Below are 21,574 nucleotides of genomic sequence, written 5' to 3'. Positions count from 1 at the left end.
GCGGATGCCCCTGGTAGCCGAGGGTTGGGGTTGGCGGCACGCCGGCCGCCGCGGTTGGGCGGTGCGTGACGTCAGCTTCACCATCGGCGACGGCGAACGGGTCCTGCTGCTGGGCGCGTCCGGGGCCGGCAAGTCCACCCTGATGCACGCCCTGGCCGGGGTGCTGGGCGGGGCCGCGGAGGGCGAGGAGGCCGGCCGGCTGCTGGTGGACGGCCGCCACCCCACCCGGATGCACGGCCACGTCGGGCTGGTGATGCAGGATCCGGACACCCAGGTGGTGCTGGCCCGGGTGGGCGATGAGGTCGCCTTCGGCTGCGAGAACCTGGCCGTCCCGCGCGACGAGATCTGGCCGCGGGTGCGCGACGCCCTGGACGCCGTCGGGCTGGACGTCAGTCTGGACCGACCCACCACTGCCCTGTCCGGCGGGCAGAAGCAGCGGCTGACCATCGCCGGGGCGCTGGCGATGCGGGCGCAGGTGCTGTTGCTGGACGAACCCACCGCCAACCTTGACCCCGAGGGCGCGCGCGAGGTGCGCGGCGTGGTCGATTCCCTGGTGCGGGAACGCGGCACCACCCTGGTGGTGGTGGAGCACCGGGTGGAGCTGTGGGCGGATCTGGTTGATCGGGTGATCGTGCTGGCGCCCGGCGGCGGGATCCTGGCCGACGGCAGCCCCGACCGGGTCTTCGCCGAGCACCGCGACGCCCTGCTGGTCGCGGGCGTCTGGGTGCCCGGCACACCGCTGCCCGACGCCCGGGACCGGCTGTCGGTGGTGTCCAACACCGCGGCCCCGGGGGCCTCGACAGGCTCGGCCGTCGTGGCTGAGCCCCTGCCCGGGGCCTCGATCGTGGCCGGCTCCCTGCGCGGGAACGCAAGCACGGCGGCCGAGCCTGTCGAGGCCTCCCCTGTCGCCAACTTCCTGCACACCGAGAACCTCACCATTGGCCACAGCCCCGACCATCCGGTGCAGCACGACGTCAACGTCGCCATCCCGGCCGGTCGTTCGACGATGATCACCGGCCCCAATGGCGCCGGCAAGTCCACCCTGGCGCTCACCCTGGCCGGCCTGCTGCCCAAGCTCGACGGCCGGGTGGTGGCCGACCAGGGCCTGTGGCCCAGCCCCACGGTCAAGTTGGGCCGGTGGAGCCGACGTCGCCGGATCGACCGGACCGACCCCGGCAGCTGGGCCTCGCGGGATCTGCTGACCCGCGTCGGCACGGTCTTCCAGAGCCCCGAGCACCAGTTCGTCGCCACCACAGTGCGTGATGAACTTGCCGTCGGGCTGCGCGCGCTGGCCGGAACCGACCCGTCGTGGACCCCGCAGCGGATCGACGCCCGGACCGACGAGCTGCTGGCCATCCTGCACCTGGGCGGCATCGCCGGCGCCAATCCCTTCACCCTGTCCGGCGGGGAGAAGCGCCGGCTCAGCGTCGGCACCGTGCTGGCCACCGCCCCGCGGGTGATCTTCCTGGACGAGCCCACCTTCGGGCAGGATCGCAACACCTGGCTGGACATGGTGGAGCTGGTCCGCTCCATGCTGGCCGACGGCCGCGCCGTGGTGAGCATCACCCACGACGCGGACTTCATCGCCACCCTGGGCGAGCACCACATCAGGCTGGAGCCACAGCCATGAGCCGTGGACACAACCTGCTGGAGCGGATCAATCCCGCCACCCGACTGGTACTGGCGATCGTCCTCAGCATCCCGCTGATGATCACGCTGGACTGGGTGAGCGCATCCGTCGCCCTGGGGCTGGAGGCGGTGGCGCTGGTGCTCTGCGGCATCTCCCCGCTGCGGATCCTGCGCCGGCTGCTGCCGCTGGTGCTGATCGCCCCGCTGGGCGCGGTCAGCATGCTGCTCTATGGCGAGAGCGGCGGCCGAGTCTGGTGGCACTGGGGGCCGATCACCGTCAGCGACAACTCGATCGAGCTGGCGATCAGCCTTTTCATCCGGATCTTCGCCCTGGCGCTGCCCGCAATGATTCTGCTGGCAGACATCGACGCCACCCGGATGGCCGACGGCCTCTCCCAAGTGCTGCGGTTGCCTTCGCGCTTCGTGCTGGGCAGTCTGGCGGGATTCCGGATGCTCGCGCTGTTCACCGACGACTGGCGCACCCTGGGGCAGGCCCGGCGGGCCCGCGGCCTGGGTGACGCCGGGCGCTTCAAGCGCTGGGCACTGATGAGCTTCTCGCTGCTGGTGCTCGCGCTGCGCCGCGGCGGCCGGCTGGCGACGGCGATGGAGGCCAAGGGCTTCGGCGGACCAGTCGAACGCACCTGGGCCCGGCCGTCGATGGTGGGCTGGCCCGACGCCATCGCGGTGCTCGTGACCTTCGCCATCGCGGCCGCCGCGCTGCTGGCCGCCTGGCACTTCGGCACCCTGCTGACGGTGCTCTCCTGATGGTGTCTGCTGATGGTGGTGGCCTGGGCCTCCGGGTCACTGGCCCGCTGCGCCGGATCCTGGTCGACGGCGGTTCCGGGGCCGGCAAGACCAGCTTCGCCCGCCGGCTCCAGGCACACTGGAGCGAGTTGTGCTCCGAGCAGGTGCAGCTGGTCAGCCTGGACGACTGCTACCCCGGCTGGGACGGGCTGGCGGTCGGCTCCCGAATGGTCGTCGACGACATCCTGCACCCCACCACCCCCGGCTACCGTCGCTGGGACTGGGAACGCAACCGTCCCGCCGACTGGGTGGAGCTGGATCCCGGCCGCCCGATGGTGGTGGAGGGCTGCGGCGCCCTGAGCGTCGCTTCGGCACCGCTGGCCGGGTTGGGCATCTGGCTGGAACTGGAGCACGCGGAACGCAAGCGTCGCGCGCTGGCCCGCGACGGGAATGGCTACGCACCGTGGTGGGATCGTTGGGCCGCCCAGGAGGCCGAGCACTGGCGGCTGAACCGACCGTGGCTACTGGCAACGCTGGTGATCAGGGTGGCACCCGAGGCCAGCCAGGAGGCCCTCAACCCGCTGAAAACTATGACGACAGGCTGAACTTCCCCTGAAGTAGCTCAGGCATGTTAACAGCCCATCACAGCTAGCATGTGACATTTTGCACAATGCACGCTGACAAGGCATTACAGCGACAAATATCGATGGCTGTCGATGTCGCCGGGGATCCGGGATCCGCCCGTCCGGGCGCCCCGGACAGGTGCACCCAAGCCCAATTTGGACTAACGTCTAACTTGTACCGAGACAGGCCGAATCCCCCGACTCGGAATGTCTCACCCGGTTGACCTGCAGGAACCCCCGAGCCGGCGGGTCACCCCACAAACCGAGGCGGACGGATCCCCCGAGCCGACTGCCTCTGCACAACCCGGCGAACGGATCCCCCGAGCCGCAGCCGGGACAGGCAACACCCGCGAGCGCATCCCCCGAAGCGTACGCGGGTGTTGCCATGCCCGGGCACGAACAGTCGGGCGAGCCCCGATCAGCACCTTCCCTAGACTGGCGGCCATGCTGACGCTCGACGAAGCCGGCGCCGTCGCCCGGGCCCGAACCCTGCTTGACCAGACCACGGGCCGCGTCCTGCTGGGGCTGGCCGGCTCTCCCGGGGCCGGGAAGTCCCACCTGTCGTCGGCGCTGGCCAGGGCGATTGCGGGCAGCGTCGTGGTGGGGATGGACGGCTTCCACCTGGCCCACAGCGTGCTGGAGGCCCGCGGCGACGTGGAGCGCAAGGGCGCCATCGACACCTTCGACGCCGACGGCTATGTCGCGCTGCTGGAGCGGGTGCGTGAACCCACCCAGCGCAGCGTCTGGGCCCCGGAATTCCGGCGCGAGATCGAGGATGCCATCGCGGGAGCGATCGAGGTGCCGGGCTCGGCCCGGCTGGTGATCACCGAGGGCAACTACCTGCTGGTTGACCAGGCCCCCTGGCTGCGGGCGGCCGAGCTCTGCGACGAGGTCTGGTTCGTGGCCCCCGACGAGGATCTCCGGGTGGATCGGTTGGTCAGCCGGCACGTCGCACACGGCCGGGATCCGCACCAGGCCAGGAAACGCGCACTGGAGGGCACCGACGGCCGCAATGCGCGGCTGGTGGCCGAGACCATTGGGCGAGCGGACGCGATCATCCGCTGACCGGATCAGCCAGCCAGATCAGACCAGGACGTACTTGGCGACCATGGCCAGCACGAGCAGCAGAGTGACCAGGGCCAGCCACGGCCAGGTGCGATTGGGCTTGCCCTGCCAGGTGCGCTTGACCGCGGTCATCATCAACTGACTGGCGGCCAGTCCGGTCAGGAAGCCGCCCAGGTGTGCCTGCCAGGCGATCCCGGGAATGGTGAAGGAGATCACCGCATTGATCAGCAGCACGCCCCACATGGAGCGTGACGAGGCTCCGATGTGGCGGTACATCGGCAGCAACGCGCCGAAGAGCCCGAAGACGGCACCGGAGGCCCCCACCACGGGGGCATACCAACTGAGGGCACCGGGCTGGGCGAGCAGCAGGTAGCCGACGCCACCACCCAGCGCGCAGATCAGGTACAGGGCAGCGAAACGGGCCCGGCCCAGCGACAGCTCCATCCACTGCCCCACCGACCACAGGGCGAACATGTTGAAGGCGATGTGCATGATGCCGCCCGGATCATGGGCGAAGGCCGAGGTCAGGTACCGCCAGGGTTCGCTCTGCCCGATCGCCGGGCTGAGCACCACCTGCTCGGTGAAGCCGGGCAGGGTCCGTTCACCCAGCCACACCGCGGCGCACAGCGCAATGATGCTCCAGGTCACCACGGCCAGTTGCGGGCGTTGGCGACGTGCCGGCTGGGCCACTCCCGACGTCCATTGTTCAGTCACGCGAACAACCCTAGGGGTGCCAGCCAAGAGTTTGCTGTGGGCCGGGCTAGGCTGGATCGACACCACCGAGGGGACCTGTGAACCGCACCGACGAGCGCCTGACCACCGACGATCTGCGGCGCATGCTGCGCAGCGCCTACGGCCCCACCCTGGCCCCGACGGGCCATGACTTCGCCGTCGCGCTGGTGACCGCCGGACCGAGCAGCGGCTACCTGGCGCGGCTGGCCAACGAACAGCAGGTGGTGGTGCGAATCGCCCCCGACGAGCAGACCCCGCTGCTGACCCACGAGGCGGATCTGTTGAGCAGCGAGGTGGAGGCGCTGCAGGTGATCGCCGAGCACACCGGGGTGCCGGTACCCGCGATGCACCACCACGACGACAGCCACGAATTGGTGGGCGCCGAGTGGTACGCCCGGGAGTACCTGCCGGGCCGGCCGCTGGCGCAGCTCACCCCCACCGACCAGGAGCTGGCCGGCCTGCGCGCCGAGCTGGACGGGGCCGCCCGGGCCCTGCACGGCATCACCGGCGACGGATTCGGCCGCTTCCAGCAGCCCACGCTGGATTCCTGGCAGGACGCCTTCAGCGGCCTGGTGGAGGATGCCCTGGCCGATGCCCAGCGTCTGGGGGTGGAGCTGGGGGTGGAGCGTGACCGGGTGCATGCCGCCCTGCTGAGCCACGGGACCGCCTTGGACGAGGTGGACACACCGGTCTTCTGCCCCTGGGCCTTCGGCCTGGACGACGTGGTGGTGGACGACGAGGCCCACCTGGTGGGGATCGTCCAGCCCGACCGGGTCTTCTGGGCCGATCCGCTGCTGGGGGCCGGGCGGCTCGGCTCGGCCGGCGAGCTGTCGCCCCAGGGACAGACCCGGGTCGCGCTCTACCGGCTGTATGCGGCGCTGGTGGCCGTCGTCGAGGGCGCGGCGCGACCCACGGCCGTCCAGGGAGCGGGGACCGAGCGGGCACGGCAGCGGCTGCTGACGTCGCTGGAGGCCCTGAACGGCTGACCCGCCAGCGACGTCGCCGGGGTGAAAACCCCTCAGGCCATCAGCCGCATGCCGCCGAAACCGGTTCCCGCCTTCACCTTGGGGCCCCAGGAGCCGCCCTTGTTCAGGTAGCTGTACAGCACACCGTCGGGGCTGCGGCCGATCATGTCCAGCCGGCCATCGGCGTTCAGGTCACCGGGGATGAACAGCGCGGTCCAGCCCGTCCAGCCGTGCCCCACCTCCTTGCCCTCGGTCAGCCGGCCCCTGGCATCGCTGGCATAGGCGAAGAGCTTGCCGTCCTTGCGGACCGCGACGATGTCCGCCCGGGCGTCGCCATTCATGGATCCGGGGCCGATCAGGTACTGCATGCCATTCCACTTGCTGCCGATGGTGGTGGGGCCGGTGATCCCGGTGCTGCTCAGGTTGTAGCGCAACAGGCTGCCGTCGGCGGTGCGTCCCACCAGGTCCGTCACCCTGTCACCGTTCATGTCGCCGACCACCGTCAGGGCGCTCAGCGCGCCCCAGCCCTTGCCCACCTTGGTGCCGGCCCGGAACTGGCCGGTGCCGAGCGAACGGTACAGCCACATGCTGCCATCGGTGCGTCGGGCCAGCAGATCGCTGCGGCCGTCCTTGTTGACGTCGCCCGCCAGGCTGAGCCAGTTGGTGCTGCCCCAGCCGTGACCGATCTTCCAGCCGTGGCCCAGGCGGCCGCCGGCGCGTCCCTTGTACAGGAAGAGGTCGCCCGCGGCGTTGACGGTGTAGACGTCCGCGACGCGATCGCCGGTCTGGTCCCCCGCCACCCCGGTGGCCGGCGAGGCGGTGGTGAACTCCACGGTGCGGGTCAGGGTCTTGCTGCCGCCGGCGAGCACGCCGAGGGTGGCGGTGATCTGCCCGGTGTAGTGGGTACCGGGCTTCAGGGTGGTGGCGGGCACCAGCGCGCCGGCGGCCTCGGTCATGTACTCGGCCGGCACGACGCAGGTGGGCACGCCCACCCCGTCGGCGCTCAGGCTGCCGGAGACCTTGCTGACCGCACCGTAGACGCCGTAGTCCCAGGCTGCGGTGATCGGGAATCCGGTGCCGGAGCAGCCGGTGCTGGCCAGCCAGGGCGCCTGGTTGCGCAGCTCGGTGACATTGTGGCCGGCCGGGTAGGAGCGCGGATGGCCGGTGGGCAGCTCGCCGGTGAAGGTCATGGCCACGGTACGGACCTGGCCGTAGCCGCCGAAGCCGATCCTGGTGGCGGTGGGATCCAGCGCGAGGCTGGTGCGCAGGTAGGGATCGCTGATCATCCCATTGATGGTGGCCGTCAGGCTGCCCACCGACATCGCCTCCGTGTAGGGGGCGATTTCCGCCCCCGACTGGGTGTAGCCGGGCAGATTGCTCTCCTCGGAGTAGAAGTCCTCGTCGGTGTTGGCGTTGAGGTTGACGTACTTGCCGTGGTTGTTCAGCGCCGTGGTGACGGAGGTGTCCAGCGCGATGGGCTTCACGCCGTAGCGGGCCCGGTGTGCGTTGAGCCGTTGCACCGCGGCGGCGGGGGTGATGTCCGTGCTGGCCTGCGCGCTCACCATCCCACGGTGCAGCGTACCGGCCCCGGCCCGTCGGGTGGGGCTCTCGCGCTCGTCGTCCTGGGCCGAGGCGCCGGGCGCTCCGGACAGAGCAAGCCCCGCCGCCAGCGAGACTGCAAGAACTGACCTACTGATGAAACGACACCGCGTCATGGCTGCTCCTCGTTCGTTCTCCCCAAGCACGCTTCAGTCTGCCCCATGCCGCGTGCCAGGGGGCATGCCCCCTGCCCGCTGGACGCCACGGGGCGGGCACCCGGTCTCCCCGGATGCCCGCCTCGTGCTTGCCTGTGGCTGGTGGCGTTTCAGCAGGGTCTCCGCCCCACGCGTCGCCGCTCCAGCCCACTCAGCCCTGCTGGCCCTCGCCCTGCTCACCCTCCGTGGGTGCGGCCAACTCGGCCGGCGGGCTGTCGGGCAGCTCCGCCTTCGCGACGCCGGTGAAGGTGAACGGATCGGTCGAACCCTCCGGCGAGGCGTCGACGACGATGATCTGGCCGGCCGAGAGCTCGCCGAACAGGATCTTCTCGGCCAGCACGTCCTCGATGTCGCGCTGCAGGGCGCGACGCAGCGGACGAGCACCCAGCAGCGGGTCGAAGCCACGCTTGGCGATCAGGCTCTTGGCGGCGGGCGTGAGCTCGATGCCCATGTCCTTGTCCTTGAGCCGGCCCTCCACCTGAGCCACCATCAGGTCGACGATGTTCTCGATGTCGGCCTGGTTGAGCTGGTGGAAGACCACCACCTCGTCCACGCGGTTCAGGAATTCGGGACGGAAGTGCTGCTTCAGCTCGTCGGAGACCTTGGCCTTCATCTTCTCGTAGCTGGAGGCCTCGTCACCCTGGCGGTTGAAGCCCAGGCTGACCGACTTGGAGATGTCCCGCGAACCCAGGTTGGTGGTCATCACGATCACGGTGTTCTTGAAGTCCACCACCCGGCCCTGGGCGTCGGTCAGGCGACCCTCGTCCAGGATCTGCAGCAGCGAGTTGAAGATGTCCGGGTGGGCCTTCTCGATCTCGTCGAACAGGATGACGCTGAACGGCTTGCGGCGCACCTTCTCCGTGAGCTGACCGCCCTCCTCGTAGCCGACATAGCCGGGCGGGGATCCGAACATCCGCGACGCGGTGTGCTTCTCCGAGTACTCGCTCATGTCGAGCGTGATCAGGGCATCCTCGTCGCCGAACAGGAATTCGGTCAGGGCCTTGGTCAGCTCGGTCTTGCCGACGCCGGAGGGGCCGGCGAAGATGAACGAGCCCGACGGGCGCTTGGGATCCTTCAGCCCGGCCCGGGTACGACGGATGGAGCGCGAGAGCGCCTTCACGGCGTCGTGCTGGCCGATGTAGCGCTTGCCCAGCTCCTCCTCCATGTGCAGCAGGCGGCTGGACTCCTCCTCGGTCAACTTGAAGACCGGGATGCCGGTGGAGCTGGAGAGCACCTCGGCGATCTCCTCCTCGCCCACATTCGCGGGCGCCTCGGAGTCACCGGCCTTCCACTCCTCCTCCTTCTGGGCGCGCTCGGCGAGCAGCTTCTTCTCGTCGTCGCGCAGGGAGGCCGCACGCTCGAAGTCCTGCCCGTCGATCGCGGCCTCCTTCTCCAGTCGGACGGCGGCGATCTTCTCGTCGAACTCGCGCAGGTCCGGCGGGGCGGTCATCCGCTGGATCCGCATCCGCGCGCCCGCCTCGTCGATCAGGTCGATCGCCTTGTCGGGCAGGAAGCGATCCTGCACATAGCGATCGGCCAGATTGGCGGCGGCGCTGAGCGCCTCGTCGGTGATGGTGATCTTGTGGTGCGCCTCGTAACGGTCCCGCAGGCCCTTGAGGATGTCGATGGTCAGCGCAATGCTCGGCTCGGCCACCTGGATCGGCTGGAAACGACGCTCCAGCGCGGCATCCTTCTCGATGTGCTTGCGGTACTCGTCCAGCGTGGTGGCACCGATGGTCTGCAACTCACCGCGGGCCAGCATCGGCTTGAGGATGCTGGCGGCGTCGATCGCGCCCTCGGCGGCACCCGCACCCACCAGGGTGTGGATCTCGTCGATGAACAGCATGATGTCGCCGCGGGTCTTGATCTCCTTGAGCACCTTCTTCAGGCGCTCCTCGAAATCGCCGCGGTAACGGGAACCGGCCACCAGTGCACCCAGGTCAAGGGTGTAGATCTGCTTGTCCCGCAGGGTCTCCGGGACGTCGCCGCGGACGATCGCCTGGGCCAGGCCCTCGACGCAGGCCGACTTGCCGACGCCGGGCTCACCGATCAGCACCGGGTTGTTCTTGGTGCGGCGGCTGAGCACCACCATCACGCGCTCGATCTCCTTCTCGCGCCCGATCACCGGGTCGAGCTTGTTCTCCCGCGCGGCCTGGGTCAGGTTGCGGCCGAACTGGTCCAGCACGGTGGCGGAGCTCGGGGCCGGGCCGACGTCGGGGGCACCAGCGGTGGCCGCCTCCTTGCCCTGGCCGCCCGAGAGCAGCTGCAGGACGGTGTTGCGCACCCGGTTCAGGTCGGCGCCGAGCTTGATCAGCACCTGGGCGGCAACGCCCTCACCCTCACGCACCAGCCCGAGCAGGATGTGCTCGGTGCCGATGTAGGAGTGGTTCATCTGCAGGGCCTCCCGCAGGCTCAGCTCCAGCACCTTCTTGGCGCGGGGGGTGAACGGAATGTGCCCCGTCGGCACCGTCTGCCCGTGGCCGATGATCTCCTCGACCTCCGAGCGCACCGCCTCCAGGGAGATGCCCATCTGCTCCAGGGCCTTGGCGGCAACGCCCTCACCCTCGTGGATGAGGCCGAGCAGGATGTGCTCGGTGCCGATGTAGTTGTGGTTAAGCATCTTGGCTTCGTCCTGGGCGAGCACGACAACCCGTCGCGCCCGGTCAGTGAACCGCTCGAACATTGGACTCCTCACTACAGGCCCGGCGGGCCCGGTCGCGCATCGCACTCGCCGGTCGGTCCGGCAGGCGTTGCAGATGCATCAAGTCTAGTAACTCCCACCGACAGCTTTCTGTTCCCGACGCGGCCGACGAGTTGACCCGGCCACGAGGCCGAGCCCGCCGGGGCCCACGGGCACCAGAGGCCAGCCTCGCCGAACGCCTGGCACGCCCGTTCGAGCGAAACCGGGGCAGACAGAACGGTTCTCGGGGCCGGACAATCGTCCAGCCCCGAGAACCGTAATCAGGAGAAATGAATTCTCAGCCGTTGGCCTTCTCGTAAGCCTCACGAATCTCAGCCGGAACACGACCACGCGAGCTGACCTGCATGCCCTGTGCCAGAGCCCAGGCGCGAATGTCATTGGCGGCACCCGCCTTGGCCTTCTTGCCGGTGGAACGACGCCCACCAACTCGACGAGCGTTCTCCACCCACACGTTCAGACCCTCACGCAGCTTGGCGGCATTGGCCTCGCTGAGGTCGATCTCATAGGAAACGCCATCCAGGGAAAAGGAAACGGTCTCGGCGGCAGGGGAACCGTCAACATCGTCCTCGAGCACGATGTGCACGCGCTGAGCCATCGGGTAATCCTTTCGTAAGTGATTCTGTATTCATGGTATCGACAATGACGCCCACTTCAAATCCCCCCGAAGGAAACAACCCGGAAATACCCACCCGCTGTTCATCATTCGGCTTCGATACCATCGGTGCGTGACCCAGCTCCAGCACCTCGCCATCGGCGCCCTCGCACCCGCTGCCCTGCGCGGCGCGGACCGTCCGGGAGAATGCCGCCACCTTGATCTGGGGCCGGAACATCCGTCACGTACCGGGCTGCTGCTGATCGACGTCGAAACCCATGACGACGTGATCACCGCCGCCCGGGTGCAACCCGGTTTCAACCACCGCAGTGCCGAAAAGCTCTTCGAGGTGCGGGACTATCGCCAGCTGCTGATGCTGGCCGACCGGCATGACTGGCAGTCGCCCTTCACCGGTGAACTCGGCGTGGCACTGGTCTGCGAACAGCTGATGGGGCTGGTGCCGCCGGTGCGTGCCACCTGGTTGCGCACGCTGCTGGCCGAACACGCCCGGATCGGCAGCCATCTGGCGCACCTGGGCTTCCTTCCCCACCGCGCCGATGACCAGGCCTTGGCGGCCCGACTGCGCACGGCGCGGATCGCCGGCCGGGAACTCATGCTGGCGATCAGCGGCAACCGGGTGCACCCGATGCTGAACCGGCTCGGTGGTCTGGCGCTGGACGTCGACGCCGAATGGCTGTGGCAATTCCGGCGGTGGGCGGACGACTGCGCTGCCCTTGCCCGTCAGTTGACCGCACTTCTGGATTCGCAACGGATTGGGCAGGCGCTGGGCGTGCTGGATGCCCGGGTAATCGATGCCTATTCGCTGAGTGGACCGGTGGCCGCAGCCAGCGGAATCGAGCGTGATCTGCGGCTGCTCGATCCCTACCTGGCCTATCCGGAGTTGAAGGATGAACTTTCCGCTGGCATGGCCGACGAATTCACCCCGCGGGGTGATGCGGCGAGCCGCTTCAGGGTTCTTGCCGCCGAGATCGGGAGCAGTGCCGCGGTGATTTCGCGCTGTGTGGCGGAGCTGGCAGACATTGCCGGGCCGGTGGAGACCAAACTGTCCAAGATCGTCAAATTGCCCGATGGCGAGGCCTATCTGGCGATCGATGCCCCCTGGGGAATGGCCGGATTCCTGCTGGTATCCCGCGCGGAACGGACTCCATGGCGGTTGAAGCTGCGCACCCCGAGCATGGCCAATGTCCAGGCCCTGCAGGAAGCCCTGATCGGGTGCCCGATGGCCGAGGTGGAGGTGGTCATTGCCTCCCTCGGCTGGACCAACGGAGACCTGGACAAGTAGGCCACAAAGAACGATCCGCCACCGGCAACCGGTGGCGGATCGACTGTTGTTCGCCGAAGATCAGGCTTGGCGGCGCTGTCCCTGGATCGGGTAGACCAGCGGAATGTTGGAGACATCCAGGTTGCGACGGGCCAGTCCGCGTCGGGGCAGATTGAGCACCTCGTCCTCGGCCGCGGCCAGCTGCTTCTCCAGATCGCTGATCCGCTTGTTCAAGGCGGAGATCCGCTGCTGCTTGGTGGCGGCCTCCTGCTGGGCACCGGTCAACTCGACCCGGACGGCCCCCAGCTGGCCCTGGGCCTCGGCGAGCTGCGCCCGCAAGGCCTCCTGCCGCTTGGTGTGGCGGGCGATGGTGGCCATCATCTCGACGTGGTGGGCGTGGGCAGCGTCGCGGGCCTGGTGCCGCAGCGCCTTCAGCTCCGCGGCGTGCTCGACCAACATGGCGTCCATCTGGCGCCAGCTCAGCCAGACCGTGACGAAGGTGGTGAGCAGGGCGATGCCCAGTCCGACGCGGGTCAGCCACAGCGGGCCGAGGCTGCAGGCAAGAGCGGCGATGGTCCCGACGCTGAGAATGACGAGGGACTGGCGACGGGACTGCGGAATCCGGGGCATCTGACGGGCGGGCATGGCGCCAGTTTATGCCGAACCGGTGACTTTGGGCGGATCGACCGCTGGGAGCCGGTCGTGTCCGCCCATCCCCGGCAACCATCCGCTCAGGCAGGCTGATCGGTGCCCGGTTCCGCATCCTCATCGGTCTCCGAGCCGTCGTAACCGGGCGGCACCAGACAGGCCCGCTCCAGTTCCCGTCCGGCCAGGGCAAAGATGGCGCTGGCCAGAATGGTCACCAGGCCGTGGATCACCCGCTGCCGCGGGGCCGGGATGCTCCAGCTGCCCAGGTAGACCAGCACGTAGACCAGGTGGCCGCCGGCCAGCACGGCCCCGGTCATCAGCATCGTCTTGCCCAGCACCAGGGCGCGCACGCCGCTCTCGTGCGGCAGGTCGCCCCGGCGGTCGGCCACCTGGCGTCGCAGCACCCGGGCGTAGACCAGCGCGGCGGCCCCCAGGGCGCCGAGCACCAAGGGCAGGCTCCACGGGGTGACGGGCACCAGCTGACCGGTGGCCTGCAGCGTGCCGACGATGAACCAACCCAGCAGCATGCCCGCCATCACGGAGATGACGGCCTGTCGACGGGTGGTCAGCCCCAGCCCGCCCGGCGAAGGATCGCCGGGCAGGCCCGGGCCCTGCTGCTCGATCACGGGAGCTCGACGACCTCGTCGCTCTTGACGACGCCACTGATGTCCATGCCGGCCACCAGGTCGGCAATCCTGCCGTGACCCGCCAGCTCGGCGTCGGGATCGATCTCCAGCCACGGAACCAGCACGAAGGCGCGCTCGTGGGCGCGCGGGTGCGGCAGGGTCATCGCGTCGGAGTTGACGGTGCGCTTGCCCACCATGATCAGGTCGATGTCCAGGGTGCGGGGGCCACCGACGACGTCGCGGGTGCGGCCCAGGCCGGCCTCGATCGCGTGCGCGCGCTCCAGCAGGATGGCGGGTTCGATCACGGTCTCGGCCACCAGAACCATGTTCAGGAAGTCGGGCTGCTCGATCACGGCGCCCTCCGGCTTGGTCACGTAGACGCTGGACAGGTCGACGGGGATCAGATCCGGGGTGTCGGCGAGCGAATTGACGGCGCTCTGCAGCAGGTCAACGCTGTTGCCCTGGTTGGAACCCAGGCTGAAGACGACCTTGGCGATCGGCTTCAGGTTGCCGAGGGTGTCGACATCGGGGACGAAGGGATTGCTCATGACTTGCTCCTCGTGATGCTCACCGAGACATCGGTGAAGGTGAAACCCATGGGGGCCGTGGGCTTGTGCACGCAGACCTTGGCGACCTCGACCAGTGGTTCTTCCAGGCAGCGCCGGGCGATCCGTCCAGCCAGGGTCTCGATCAGGTCCACCGGGTCGCCGGTGATGATCCGGACGACGTCGGCGGAGATCACCGAATAGTCCACCGTGTCGGCAAGCCGATCGGTGTCGGTGACCACGTGCAGTCCGAGTTGTAGATCGACGACGAAGACCTGACCGTCGCGTCGTTCCTCCGGGTAGACGCCATGGAAGCCGGTTGCCGAAAGACCCTGGACGCTGATCCAGTCAAGGTCTGCCATCGCGCCTCCAGTCCGGCTTCGGTGGTGACTGGCGGTCACCGGGTGGGTTCTCGAACAGAGCTGACAGTACCCGAGCCTGCCGGTCCGACCGGAAATCGCCCAAGTCAGGCAGACAATCGAGTGGCGCGCAAGCCGTCGACATGCTCGACCACCGTGGTGGCGTCGAGCAGCGGTCGACCACGATCCCCGAGCCACCCCACAGACAGAACCACGATCCCCGAGCCTGTCGAGGGGCGGCCGACGCCCACCGTCAGCCCCGAACGAGGACGTTGCTCACCCCCCAACTCCGGACCTACTCACCCAGCCGTGGCCCTGCGACGGCCGGGCCTCAACCCCGCAGGCGTTCGAAGACCCGCACCATGTCGGCATTCGCGCGCACCTCGTGGGTGCGAACCGCCCAGATCCCCTGGTGCGCGCACAGCGCGGTGATCGCCTGGGTGGCGGCGTCCCGACCGGCCGGCTCACGGCCATCGAGCAGTTCCCCCAGGAAACGCTTGCGGCTCACCCCCACCAGCTGCCGATGCCCCAACGCCTCGAAGCGGTCCAGGTGGCGCAGCAGTTCCCAGTTCTGCTCGGCGGTCTTGGAGAAGCCGATGCCGCAGTCGCTGATCAGCCGCTCGGGGGCGATGCCGCCGGCCAGGCAGGCGTCGAGCCGCTCGACGAGTTCCGCGAGCACCTCGGTGACCACGTCGTCGTAGCTGGCATTGGTGTCGCCGGTGCCCAGGAAGCCGCGCCAGTGCATGCAGATGAAGTCGACCTCCAGGTCGGCGACGGTGCCGATCATCGCGTCGTCCGCCAGGCCGCCGGAGACGTCGTTGATGATCCTCGCACCGGCCCCGGCGCTGGCCCGGGCGACGGCGGCGCGCATGGTGTCGACGCTGATCACGGCCCCCTCGGCGGCCAACGCCTCCACCACCGGGACCACCCGGGCCAATTCCTCGTCGGGGCTGGGGCGCACCGCACCGGGTCGGGTGGATTCGCCGCCGATGTCCAGGATGTCGGCGCCGTCGGCCAGCAGTTGCCGGCCGTGCGCGATCGCTGCCTCGGGGGTGACCCAGTTGCCGCCGTCGCTGAAGGAGTCAGGAGTGACGTTCACCACACCCATCACCAGGGTGCGGCCCGGGATTCCCGGCACGACCGCGGTCATCGGTGACCGCCCATGATCAGCGCCATCGCCTCGGCTCGGGTGGCGGGTTCGCGCAGGTAGCCGCGCACCGCGCTGGTGACGGTCTTGGCGCCGGGCTTGCGCACCCCGCGCATGGTCATGCACAGGTGCTCGCACTCGATCACCACGATCACACCCCGGGCGTGCAGGTGCTCGACGATGGCATCGGCAATCTGGGTGGTCAGCCGCTCCTGCACCTGAGGGCGCTTGGCGTACAGGTCAACCAGCCGCGCCAGCTTGCTCAGCCCGGTGACCCGGCCGTCCTTGGCGGGAATGTAGCCGACGTGGGCGACGCCGGTGAAGGGCACCAGATGGTGCTCGCACATGCTCCACAGCTCGATGTCCTTGACCAGCACCATCTCGTCGTGACTGACGTCGAAGGTGGTGGCCAGCAGTTCCGCAGCATCCTGGCCCATCCCACCGAAGATCTCCGCATAGCTGCGCGCCACCCGCGCCGGGGTCTCCCGCAGGCCCTCCCGCTCCGGATCCTCGCCGATGGCCAGCAGGATCTCGCGGACGGCCGCGGCAATGCGGTCCTGGTCAATGGGTGCGCATTCAGGGGTCACCCCGCCATGGTAGGAGACGGGCCACGCTCGCGAGGTCTGCCCACACACGAAGAATGGCGACGGGCCCCAGCATTGCGCTGGGGCCCGTCGCCATTCGGATGATCGATCAGTCGTCGACGCTGCCGCGCCGGGGGCGATCCCACGGGCTGGCACCGGAACCGCCGTCGGTGGGCGGCTGAAGATCCTGACCGGGCAGCCCGGGGGTGGTGTCGGGCCCGGCCTGCGGCGGCTGGGTGGGCCAGGACTCCGGCTTGGCACTCCACGGATCATTCGCCGGGGGCTGCGGCGCGGGGCCCGCGGGGGTGTTCCACGGGTCATTGGCCGGGGGCATCGGGTTGGGCGTGACGCCGGGCGGGGCCCAGTCGCCGGGGGCCTGCCAATCCTTGCCGGGAGCATCCACCGGGCCGGTGTTGCCGGGCGGCAGCTGGGTGCCACCAGCGGGGGTTTCCCCCTGCTGCTGGCGACGCGGCGGCACCGGCACCGGCGGCGCGTCGGACGGGATCCGGTTCTCGGATCCCGTCCACGCACCGCGGTCAGGCCAACGCTTCAGCGGCTCGAAAATGGCGGCGATCTGCGCCTTGTCCAGCGTCTCGTGCTCCAGCAGCTGGCGGACCAGCTCGTCGAGCACCTCGCGGTTCTCCTTCAGGCAGTCGAAGGCCTCCTGGTGCGCGGCCATCAGGAGCTTGCTGACCTCCTCGTCCACCACCGCTGCGGTGATGTCGGAGTAGCCGCGGCTGGGCTGCGATCCGCTCATCCCCAGGAAGGGTTCGGTGTCGCCGCCGCCCAGCTGCACGGCGCCGAGGCGCTCGGTCATGCCGTACTGGGTGACCATGGCCCGGGCCACCTTGGTGGCCTTCTCGATGTCATTGCTGGCGCCGGTGGTCGGATCGTGGAAGATCAGCTCCTCCGCGGCCCGGCCGCCCATCATGTAGGCCATCTGGTCCAGCAGCTGGCCACGCGTCGACGAGTACTTGTCCTGGTCGGGCATCACCATGGTGTAGCCCAGCGCCCGGCCGCGCGGCAGGATGGTCACCTTCTGCACGGGATCGTTGTTGGGCATCGCCGCCGCCACCAGGGCGTGGCCGCCCTCGTGGTAGGCGGTGACCAGCAGCTCGTGGTCGTCCATCAGGCGGGTCTTCTTCTGCGGGCCGGCGATGACGCGGTCGATCGCCTCACCCAGCTCGTCATTGCCGATCACCGGCAGGTTCAGCCGGGCGGTCAGCAGCGCCGCCTCGTTGAGCACATTGGCCAGGTCGGCGCCGGTGAAGCCGGGGGTGCGCCGGGCGATCGACTCCAGGTCGACGTCGGCGGCCATCGGCTTGCCCTGGGCGTGCACCTTGAGGATCTGTGCGCGGCCCTTCAGGTCGGGCGCCTCGACGGCGATCTGCCGGTCGAAGCGGCCGGGGCGCAGCAGCGCCGGATCGAGCACGTCGGGCCGGTTGGTGGCGGCGATCAGGATCACATTGGTGGTGGAGTCAAAACCGTCCATCTCCACCAGCAGCTGGTTGAGGGTCTGCTCACGCTCGTCGTGGCCGCCGCCCATGCCCGCACCACGATGCCGGCCGACGGCGTCGATCTCGTCGATGAAGATGATCGCCGGGCTGGCCTCCTTGGCCTGGTCGAACAGGTCACGGACGCGGCTGGCGCCCACACCGACGAACATCTCGACGAAGTCCGAGCCGGAGATGCTGAAGAAGGGCACACCCGCCTCACCCGCGACGGCGCGGGCCAGCAGGGTCTTGCCGGTGCCGGGCGGGCCGTAGAGCAGCACGCCCTTGGGGATCTTGGCACCGACCCGCTGGAACTTGGCGGGCTCGGCCAGGAATTCCTTGATCTCCTGCAGCTCCTCGATCGCCTCCTGGCAACCGGCGACGTCGCTGAAGGTGGTCTTGGGGGTGTCCTTGGTGGCCACCTTGGCCTTGGACTTGCCGAAGCCCATCACGCCACGGGCGCCGCCACCGCCCTGCACCATGTTCATCAGGAAGAAGAACAGGCCGAACATCAACAGGAAGGGCAGGCCGGTGTACAGCAGGCTCGACCAGATGCTCGGGCCAGGATTCTCGCCGCGCCACTCGTCCAGGTTCTTCGCCGCGGTGCGCTGGTTCAGCAGCTGCACGATGTCGTCGCCCTGACTGCCCGTCCAGGTGGACAGGTAGGTCTTCTTGGCGTCCTTCATCACGATCTTCAGCGACTGGTCACCGTCATTCATCACCACCTGCTGGATCGGCTCTGAGCCCTGCAGGACCCGCAGCGCGCGACTGGTGGGCACCTTCTCGCTGTTCGACGCGGAATTGGCCAGCTGGACGGCACCGAAGACGAAGACGATGGCCAACAGCACCAACAACAGGGGGTTGCGGGTGGCCTTCTGGAACTTGTTCATTGACGACCTGACGTTGGACGACGGAGCATCCTGCACCCTACCAGCGGCGGGAAGAACTCCGAGGCGAGTTCAAGGCCACCTCAGAGGGCCTCGACCGGCTCGCCCATCGTGGTCATGTCGGCAGGCAACCCACCACGATCCCCGAGCACAACCGCACCACGATCCCCGAGCCTGTCGAGGGGCGCCGCCCTCAGCTGTAGACGTGTGGGGCCAGGGTGCCGACGTCGCGCAGGTTGCGGTACTTGCCGGCATAGTCCAGACCGTAGCCAACGACGAATTCGTTGGGGATGTCGAAGCCGACGTACTTCACGTTGACCGGGGCGGTCATCGCCTCCGGCTTGCGGAACATGGCGGCCACCTCGATGCTGGCGGGCTCGCGGCTCTTCAGGTTCTGCACCAGCCAGCTGAGCGTCAGGCCGGTGTCAACGATGTCCTCCACGATCAGCACGTGCCGGTCTGTGATGTCGCTGCTGAGATCCTTGAGGATCCGCACGACGCCGGAACTCTTGGTGCCCGAACCGTAGGAGGAGACGGCCATCCAGTCCATCGTGAGGTGGATCTTCATCGCCCGGGCCAGATCACTGACCACCATCACGGCGCCATTCAGCACGCCGACCAGCAGGACGTCGCGGTCGGCATAGTCGGCGTCGATCTGGGCGGCCAACTCCACCACCCGCTCCTGCACCTGGTCGGCGGTGTACAGCACATGGGTCAGGTCATTCGAAACGTCAGCAGAGTCCACACCGCCACCCTACCCAGCCGAGGTCGGCAGCGTCACCAGCGCACCGCCCACGCGCCGCACGGTGAGGCCACCGGGCAGGTCGATCCCGCGCTGGCCGTGCCAGTCCTCCACCAACGCGGCGACGGCCCGGACATGCCTCATCGACGGCGACGGCACCCCGCGGGCGGTCAGCCAGCTGCGCAGCACCCGGCCACGCAGCGCCGGGTAGAGGTGCAACAGGCCGACGGCATCCAGTTCGTCGCCGCGCACCAGGTCTCGCACCGCATCGGCGGCCAGCCGGTCCAGCAGGTCATTGTCCTCGCGCGCCAGCCCCGCTGTGCGGCCCAACCCGTCCACCACGCCGGGGCCGAGCACGTCGTCCAGCAGAGGCAGCAGCTCCCGCCGTACCCGCACCCGCCGGAAGCGCGGATCGTCATTCATCGGGTCGTCCCACGGCGTCAGGCCCCATTCGGCGCAGGCGGCGCGGGTCTGTTCGCGTCGAATGCCCAGCAGCGGACGCACCAGCAGCGGCCCGCCGTCGTGCCGCCGGATCGGCGCCATCCCCTGCAGCGACGCACACCCCGAGCCGCGGGCGAGCCCCAACAGCACCGTCTCGGCCTGGTCGTCCAGGGTGTGTGCCAACCAGACCGGCTTGCCGTCGGTAAAGAGCGCCGCCAGCCGGGCCTGTCGGGCAGCGGCTTCCAGCCCCTGCCCGGCCTCGGCCACGGTCACCCGCGTCACCCGGGCCGCGACGCCCAGCCCCCGCACCGTCTCGGCGACGGATGACGCCACCGCGTCGGAGCCGGGCTGCAGGGCATGGTCCACCACGACGGCGGTGGTGGCCTGCGGCGCGAGCTGGGACAGGGCGGCGGTCAACGCAAGTGAGTCGGCACCACCGGAACAGCCCACCACCAGCGAGCCGCCCAGTTGCGTCAGCACGGGCCTGACAGCCTGCACGACCGCCAGCTGCGCAGGCCCCAGGGCTCGCCGGGCCATCAGCAGTCACACCCGGTGAGGGTGGCTGCCATCCGATCCAGCCAGACCCGGACATCCCACTCCTGGGTGGGGTTGTTGGCCATGAAGGCGAAGACCACCTCCTGCCCGTTGCGGGTGCGGGTGTAGCCGGCCAGGGTGGCCACCTTGCTCAGCGTGCCGGTCTTGGCATTCACCCAGCCACGACCGGCGGCCTCCTCGGGGTTGTAGAAGCGACTCTGCAGGGTGCCGCTGACGCCGGCGCTGGGCAGCCCCTCCAAGAGCGGACGCAGCTTGTCGGTGGCAGCCGCCCTCTGCAGCACCTGGGCCAGCGCGTCGGCGGGCAGCAGGTTGCCCCGGCTCAGACCGGAGCCGTCGCTGATCTTGATCGACGCGGTGTTGATCTTGAGCTCCGCCAGTTGCGTCTGGATGCCCTTGGTGCCGCCCGCGAAGCTGGCGCCATTGCCGGTGGCCAGCCCGATGTGGCGCAGCAGCACCTCGGCGGCGCCATTGTCGGAGTGCACCAGGGTCTCCTGCACCAGGTCGGCGACCGGCAGCGACTGCACCGCGGCCAGTTGGCGCGCGTTCGCGGAAGCCGACGCCTTCGCCGGGGCGCCGACGACGGTGATCCCGGCCGCCTTCAGCTGGGCCGCGAAGACCGTGGCCGAGGTCAGCGCCGGGGTCAGGCTGGGCGGGGACTTCTCGTCCGGCTTGCCCTTGTCAATCCACAGTGGACTGATGGTGCTCACCTGGTCGTGGTAGCCCTGCGGCCAGCTGGGATGCCAGTTGGGGCCGGTGAACAACGACTCGTCGAAGCCCAAGCTGATCTTGGAGATCCCCTGCTGCTTCAATGCGGCCGCGGTCTGCCGGGCGAGCTCCTGGCTGGTGGCGGGGAAGGGGTAGGCCTTGGCCGGTTTGGCGGCCAACAGCGGATCACCGCCGCCCACCAGAATGATCTTGCCGGGGCTGGCCTGCACCACCGTCGTGGCAAAGGTCTTGTCCGGGCCCAGCACCTTCAGCGCCGCGGCACAGGTGAGCAGCTTCATGGTCGACGCCGGAATCTGCCCGGTCTGGGGGCGGCTGGTCCACAGTTCGGCACCCGTACGGGCGTCGAGGACGACCCCGGAGGTGGTGCCCATCTTGGTCACCGGGATGCCCCCCAGCGCCTTGGCCAGGGCGGCCTTGTCCACCGGCTTGCCGACCGCGGCAGGGGCGGCCGCAGACACCACACCACTGCCTCTCTCGGCGCCCGAAGAGGGCTCTGAGGAGGGGTTTTGGAACGGCTCGTCGAAGAATGTTGGAGAAACAGTGGGCGACCCGCCCTCAACCCAGAGCCCGCTGGCATAGAGCGCGGGACGCCACCAGATGGCCCCGGCAACAGTGAGGACCGCCACCAGTACCGCCGCCAGCACCACAGCGAGGACCCCGCGACCCTGACCAGAGCGGTTTTGACCACGCTGTGAGCTCACGATCCTCCCCCGTTAGGCGGTAGTGTACGGAAT

20 protein-coding genes are annotated in these 21,574 nt (G+C 69.1%); 6 read left to right on the top strand and 14 right to left on the bottom strand.

Annotated features, from left to right (window positions below):
* Nucleotides 1-4 precede the first annotated feature (4 nt).
* From AAEX57_RS02090 to AAEX57_RS02075, 4 genes are all read left to right on the top strand, one after another.
* Nucleotides 5-1,630 (top strand): ABC transporter ATP-binding protein, encoded by a 1,626-nt coding sequence (locus AAEX57_RS02090; RefSeq protein ID WP_342090603.1) that lies wholly within the window; start codon nucleotides 5-7, stop codon nucleotides 1,628-1,630.
* On the top strand, nucleotides 1,627-2,394 hold the full coding sequence (locus AAEX57_RS02085) for an energy-coupling factor transporter transmembrane component T family protein (protein WP_342090602.1): 768 nt from the start codon (nucleotides 1,627-1,629) through the stop codon (nucleotides 2,392-2,394). Before AAEX57_RS02090 ends, AAEX57_RS02085 begins: the two co-directional genes overlap by 4 nt.
* On the top strand, nucleotides 2,394-2,978 hold the full coding sequence (locus AAEX57_RS02080) for a cobalt ABC transporter (protein WP_342090601.1): 585 nt from the start codon (nucleotides 2,394-2,396) through the stop codon (nucleotides 2,976-2,978). Before AAEX57_RS02085 ends, AAEX57_RS02080 begins: the two co-directional genes overlap by 1 nt.
* Nucleotides 2,979-3,440: 462 nt before the next feature.
* Complete coding sequence (locus tag AAEX57_RS02075; protein ID WP_342090600.1) at nucleotides 3,441-4,061, top strand: nucleoside/nucleotide kinase family protein; 621 nt, start codon at nucleotides 3,441-3,443, stop codon at nucleotides 4,059-4,061.
* Nucleotides 4,062-4,079: 18 nt separating this feature from the next.
* Here the strand turns inward: AAEX57_RS02075 and AAEX57_RS02070 are convergent, their stop codons facing one another.
* Complete coding sequence (locus tag AAEX57_RS02070) at nucleotides 4,080-4,775, bottom strand: rhomboid family intramembrane serine protease (protein ID WP_342090599.1); 696 nt, start codon at nucleotides 4,773-4,775, stop codon at nucleotides 4,080-4,082.
* A gap of 77 nt (nucleotides 4,776-4,852) precedes the next feature.
* On the opposite strand from AAEX57_RS02070, the gene AAEX57_RS02065 reads away from it, so the two are divergent.
* The gene (locus AAEX57_RS02065) at nucleotides 4,853-5,779 is read left to right on the top strand and encodes a phosphotransferase family protein (RefSeq protein WP_342090598.1); all 927 of its coding nucleotides are present in this window, start codon (nucleotides 4,853-4,855) and stop codon (nucleotides 5,777-5,779) included.
* A 32-nt stretch (nucleotides 5,780-5,811) separates the two neighbouring features.
* Here the strand turns inward: AAEX57_RS02065 and AAEX57_RS02060 are convergent, their stop codons facing one another.
* From AAEX57_RS02060 to AAEX57_RS02050, 3 genes are all read right to left on the bottom strand, one after another.
* Nucleotides 5,812-7,473 (bottom strand): FG-GAP-like repeat-containing protein, encoded by a 1,662-nt coding sequence (locus tag AAEX57_RS02060; protein WP_342090597.1) that lies wholly within the window; start codon nucleotides 7,471-7,473, stop codon nucleotides 5,812-5,814.
* 190 nt (nucleotides 7,474-7,663) lie between these two features.
* Nucleotides 7,664-10,195 carry an ATP-dependent Clp protease ATP-binding subunit gene (locus AAEX57_RS02055; protein ID WP_342090596.1) on the bottom strand — a complete coding sequence of 844 codons (2,532 nt, stop codon included), beginning with the start codon at nucleotides 10,193-10,195 and terminating at the stop codon, nucleotides 7,664-7,666.
* Nucleotides 10,196-10,490: 295 nt separating this feature from the next.
* Entirely contained in the window at nucleotides 10,491-10,808 is a 318-nt protein-coding gene (locus tag AAEX57_RS02050; protein ID WP_342090595.1) for a histone-like nucleoid-structuring protein Lsr2, read from the bottom strand.
* 130 nt (nucleotides 10,809-10,938) lie between these two features.
* Between AAEX57_RS02050 and AAEX57_RS02045 the strand changes: the two genes are divergently transcribed.
* Nucleotides 10,939-12,108 carry an NADH-quinone oxidoreductase subunit D-related protein gene (locus AAEX57_RS02045; protein ID WP_342090594.1) on the top strand — a complete coding sequence of 390 codons (1,170 nt, stop codon included), beginning with the start codon at nucleotides 10,939-10,941 and terminating at the stop codon, nucleotides 12,106-12,108.
* Between the two features lie 60 nt (nucleotides 12,109-12,168).
* Here the strand turns inward: AAEX57_RS02045 and AAEX57_RS02040 are convergent, their stop codons facing one another.
* The 10 genes from AAEX57_RS02040 to dacB form a co-directional block, all read right to left on the bottom strand.
* On the bottom strand, nucleotides 12,169-12,732 hold the full coding sequence (locus AAEX57_RS02040) for a hypothetical protein (protein WP_342090593.1): 564 nt from the start codon (nucleotides 12,730-12,732) through the stop codon (nucleotides 12,169-12,171).
* A gap of 86 nt (nucleotides 12,733-12,818) precedes the next feature.
* Entirely contained in the window at nucleotides 12,819-13,361 is a 543-nt protein-coding gene (locus AAEX57_RS02035; RefSeq protein WP_342090592.1) for a DUF3180 domain-containing protein, read from the bottom strand.
* Nucleotides 13,358-13,909 carry a 2-amino-4-hydroxy-6-hydroxymethyldihydropteridine diphosphokinase gene (gene folK, locus AAEX57_RS02030; protein ID WP_342090591.1) on the bottom strand — a complete coding sequence of 184 codons (552 nt, stop codon included), beginning with the start codon at nucleotides 13,907-13,909 and terminating at the stop codon, nucleotides 13,358-13,360. Before folK ends, AAEX57_RS02035 begins: the two co-directional genes overlap by 4 nt.
* Entirely contained in the window at nucleotides 13,906-14,268 is a 363-nt protein-coding gene (gene folB, locus AAEX57_RS02025; RefSeq protein WP_342090590.1) for a dihydroneopterin aldolase, read from the bottom strand. Before folB ends, folK begins: the two co-directional genes overlap by 4 nt.
* A gap of 328 nt (nucleotides 14,269-14,596) precedes the next feature.
* Nucleotides 14,597-15,415, bottom strand: a complete 819-nt coding sequence (gene folP / locus AAEX57_RS02020) for a dihydropteroate synthase (protein WP_342090589.1) — start codon at nucleotides 15,413-15,415, stop codon at nucleotides 14,597-14,599.
* On the bottom strand, nucleotides 15,412-15,999 hold the full coding sequence (folE, locus tag AAEX57_RS02015) for a GTP cyclohydrolase I FolE (RefSeq protein ID WP_342090588.1): 588 nt from the start codon (nucleotides 15,997-15,999) through the stop codon (nucleotides 15,412-15,414). Before folE ends, folP begins: the two co-directional genes overlap by 4 nt.
* Nucleotides 16,000-16,105: 106 nt before the next feature.
* Nucleotides 16,106-18,379, bottom strand: coding sequence for an ATP-dependent zinc metalloprotease FtsH (gene ftsH / locus AAEX57_RS02010; RefSeq protein ID WP_342090587.1), 2,274 nt, complete (start codon nucleotides 18,377-18,379; stop codon nucleotides 16,106-16,108).
* A gap of 190 nt (nucleotides 18,380-18,569) precedes the next feature.
* Nucleotides 18,570-19,121, bottom strand: coding sequence for a hypoxanthine phosphoribosyltransferase (hpt, locus tag AAEX57_RS02005; RefSeq protein WP_342090586.1), 552 nt, complete (start codon nucleotides 19,119-19,121; stop codon nucleotides 18,570-18,572).
* 9 nt (nucleotides 19,122-19,130) lie between these two features.
* A complete protein-coding gene (gene tilS, locus AAEX57_RS02000) occupies nucleotides 19,131-20,039 on the bottom strand; it encodes a tRNA lysidine(34) synthetase TilS (RefSeq protein WP_342090585.1) in 909 nt (302 codons plus the stop codon).
* 56 nt (nucleotides 20,040-20,095) lie between these two features.
* Nucleotides 20,096-21,298 carry a D-alanyl-D-alanine carboxypeptidase/D-alanyl-D-alanine endopeptidase gene (gene dacB, locus AAEX57_RS01995; RefSeq protein WP_342090584.1) on the bottom strand — a complete coding sequence of 401 codons (1,203 nt, stop codon included), beginning with the start codon at nucleotides 21,296-21,298 and terminating at the stop codon, nucleotides 20,096-20,098.
* Between the last annotated feature and the right edge of the window lie 276 nt (nucleotides 21,299-21,574).

The sequence above is a fragment of the Luteococcus sp. H91 genome, assembly GCF_038433135.1.
Classification (GTDB): Bacteria; Actinomycetota; Actinomycetes; order Propionibacteriales; family Propionibacteriaceae; genus Luteococcus.
The sequence above is the reverse complement of the archived record's forward strand: the minus strand, read 5'-3'. Positions and strand labels throughout refer to the sequence as shown.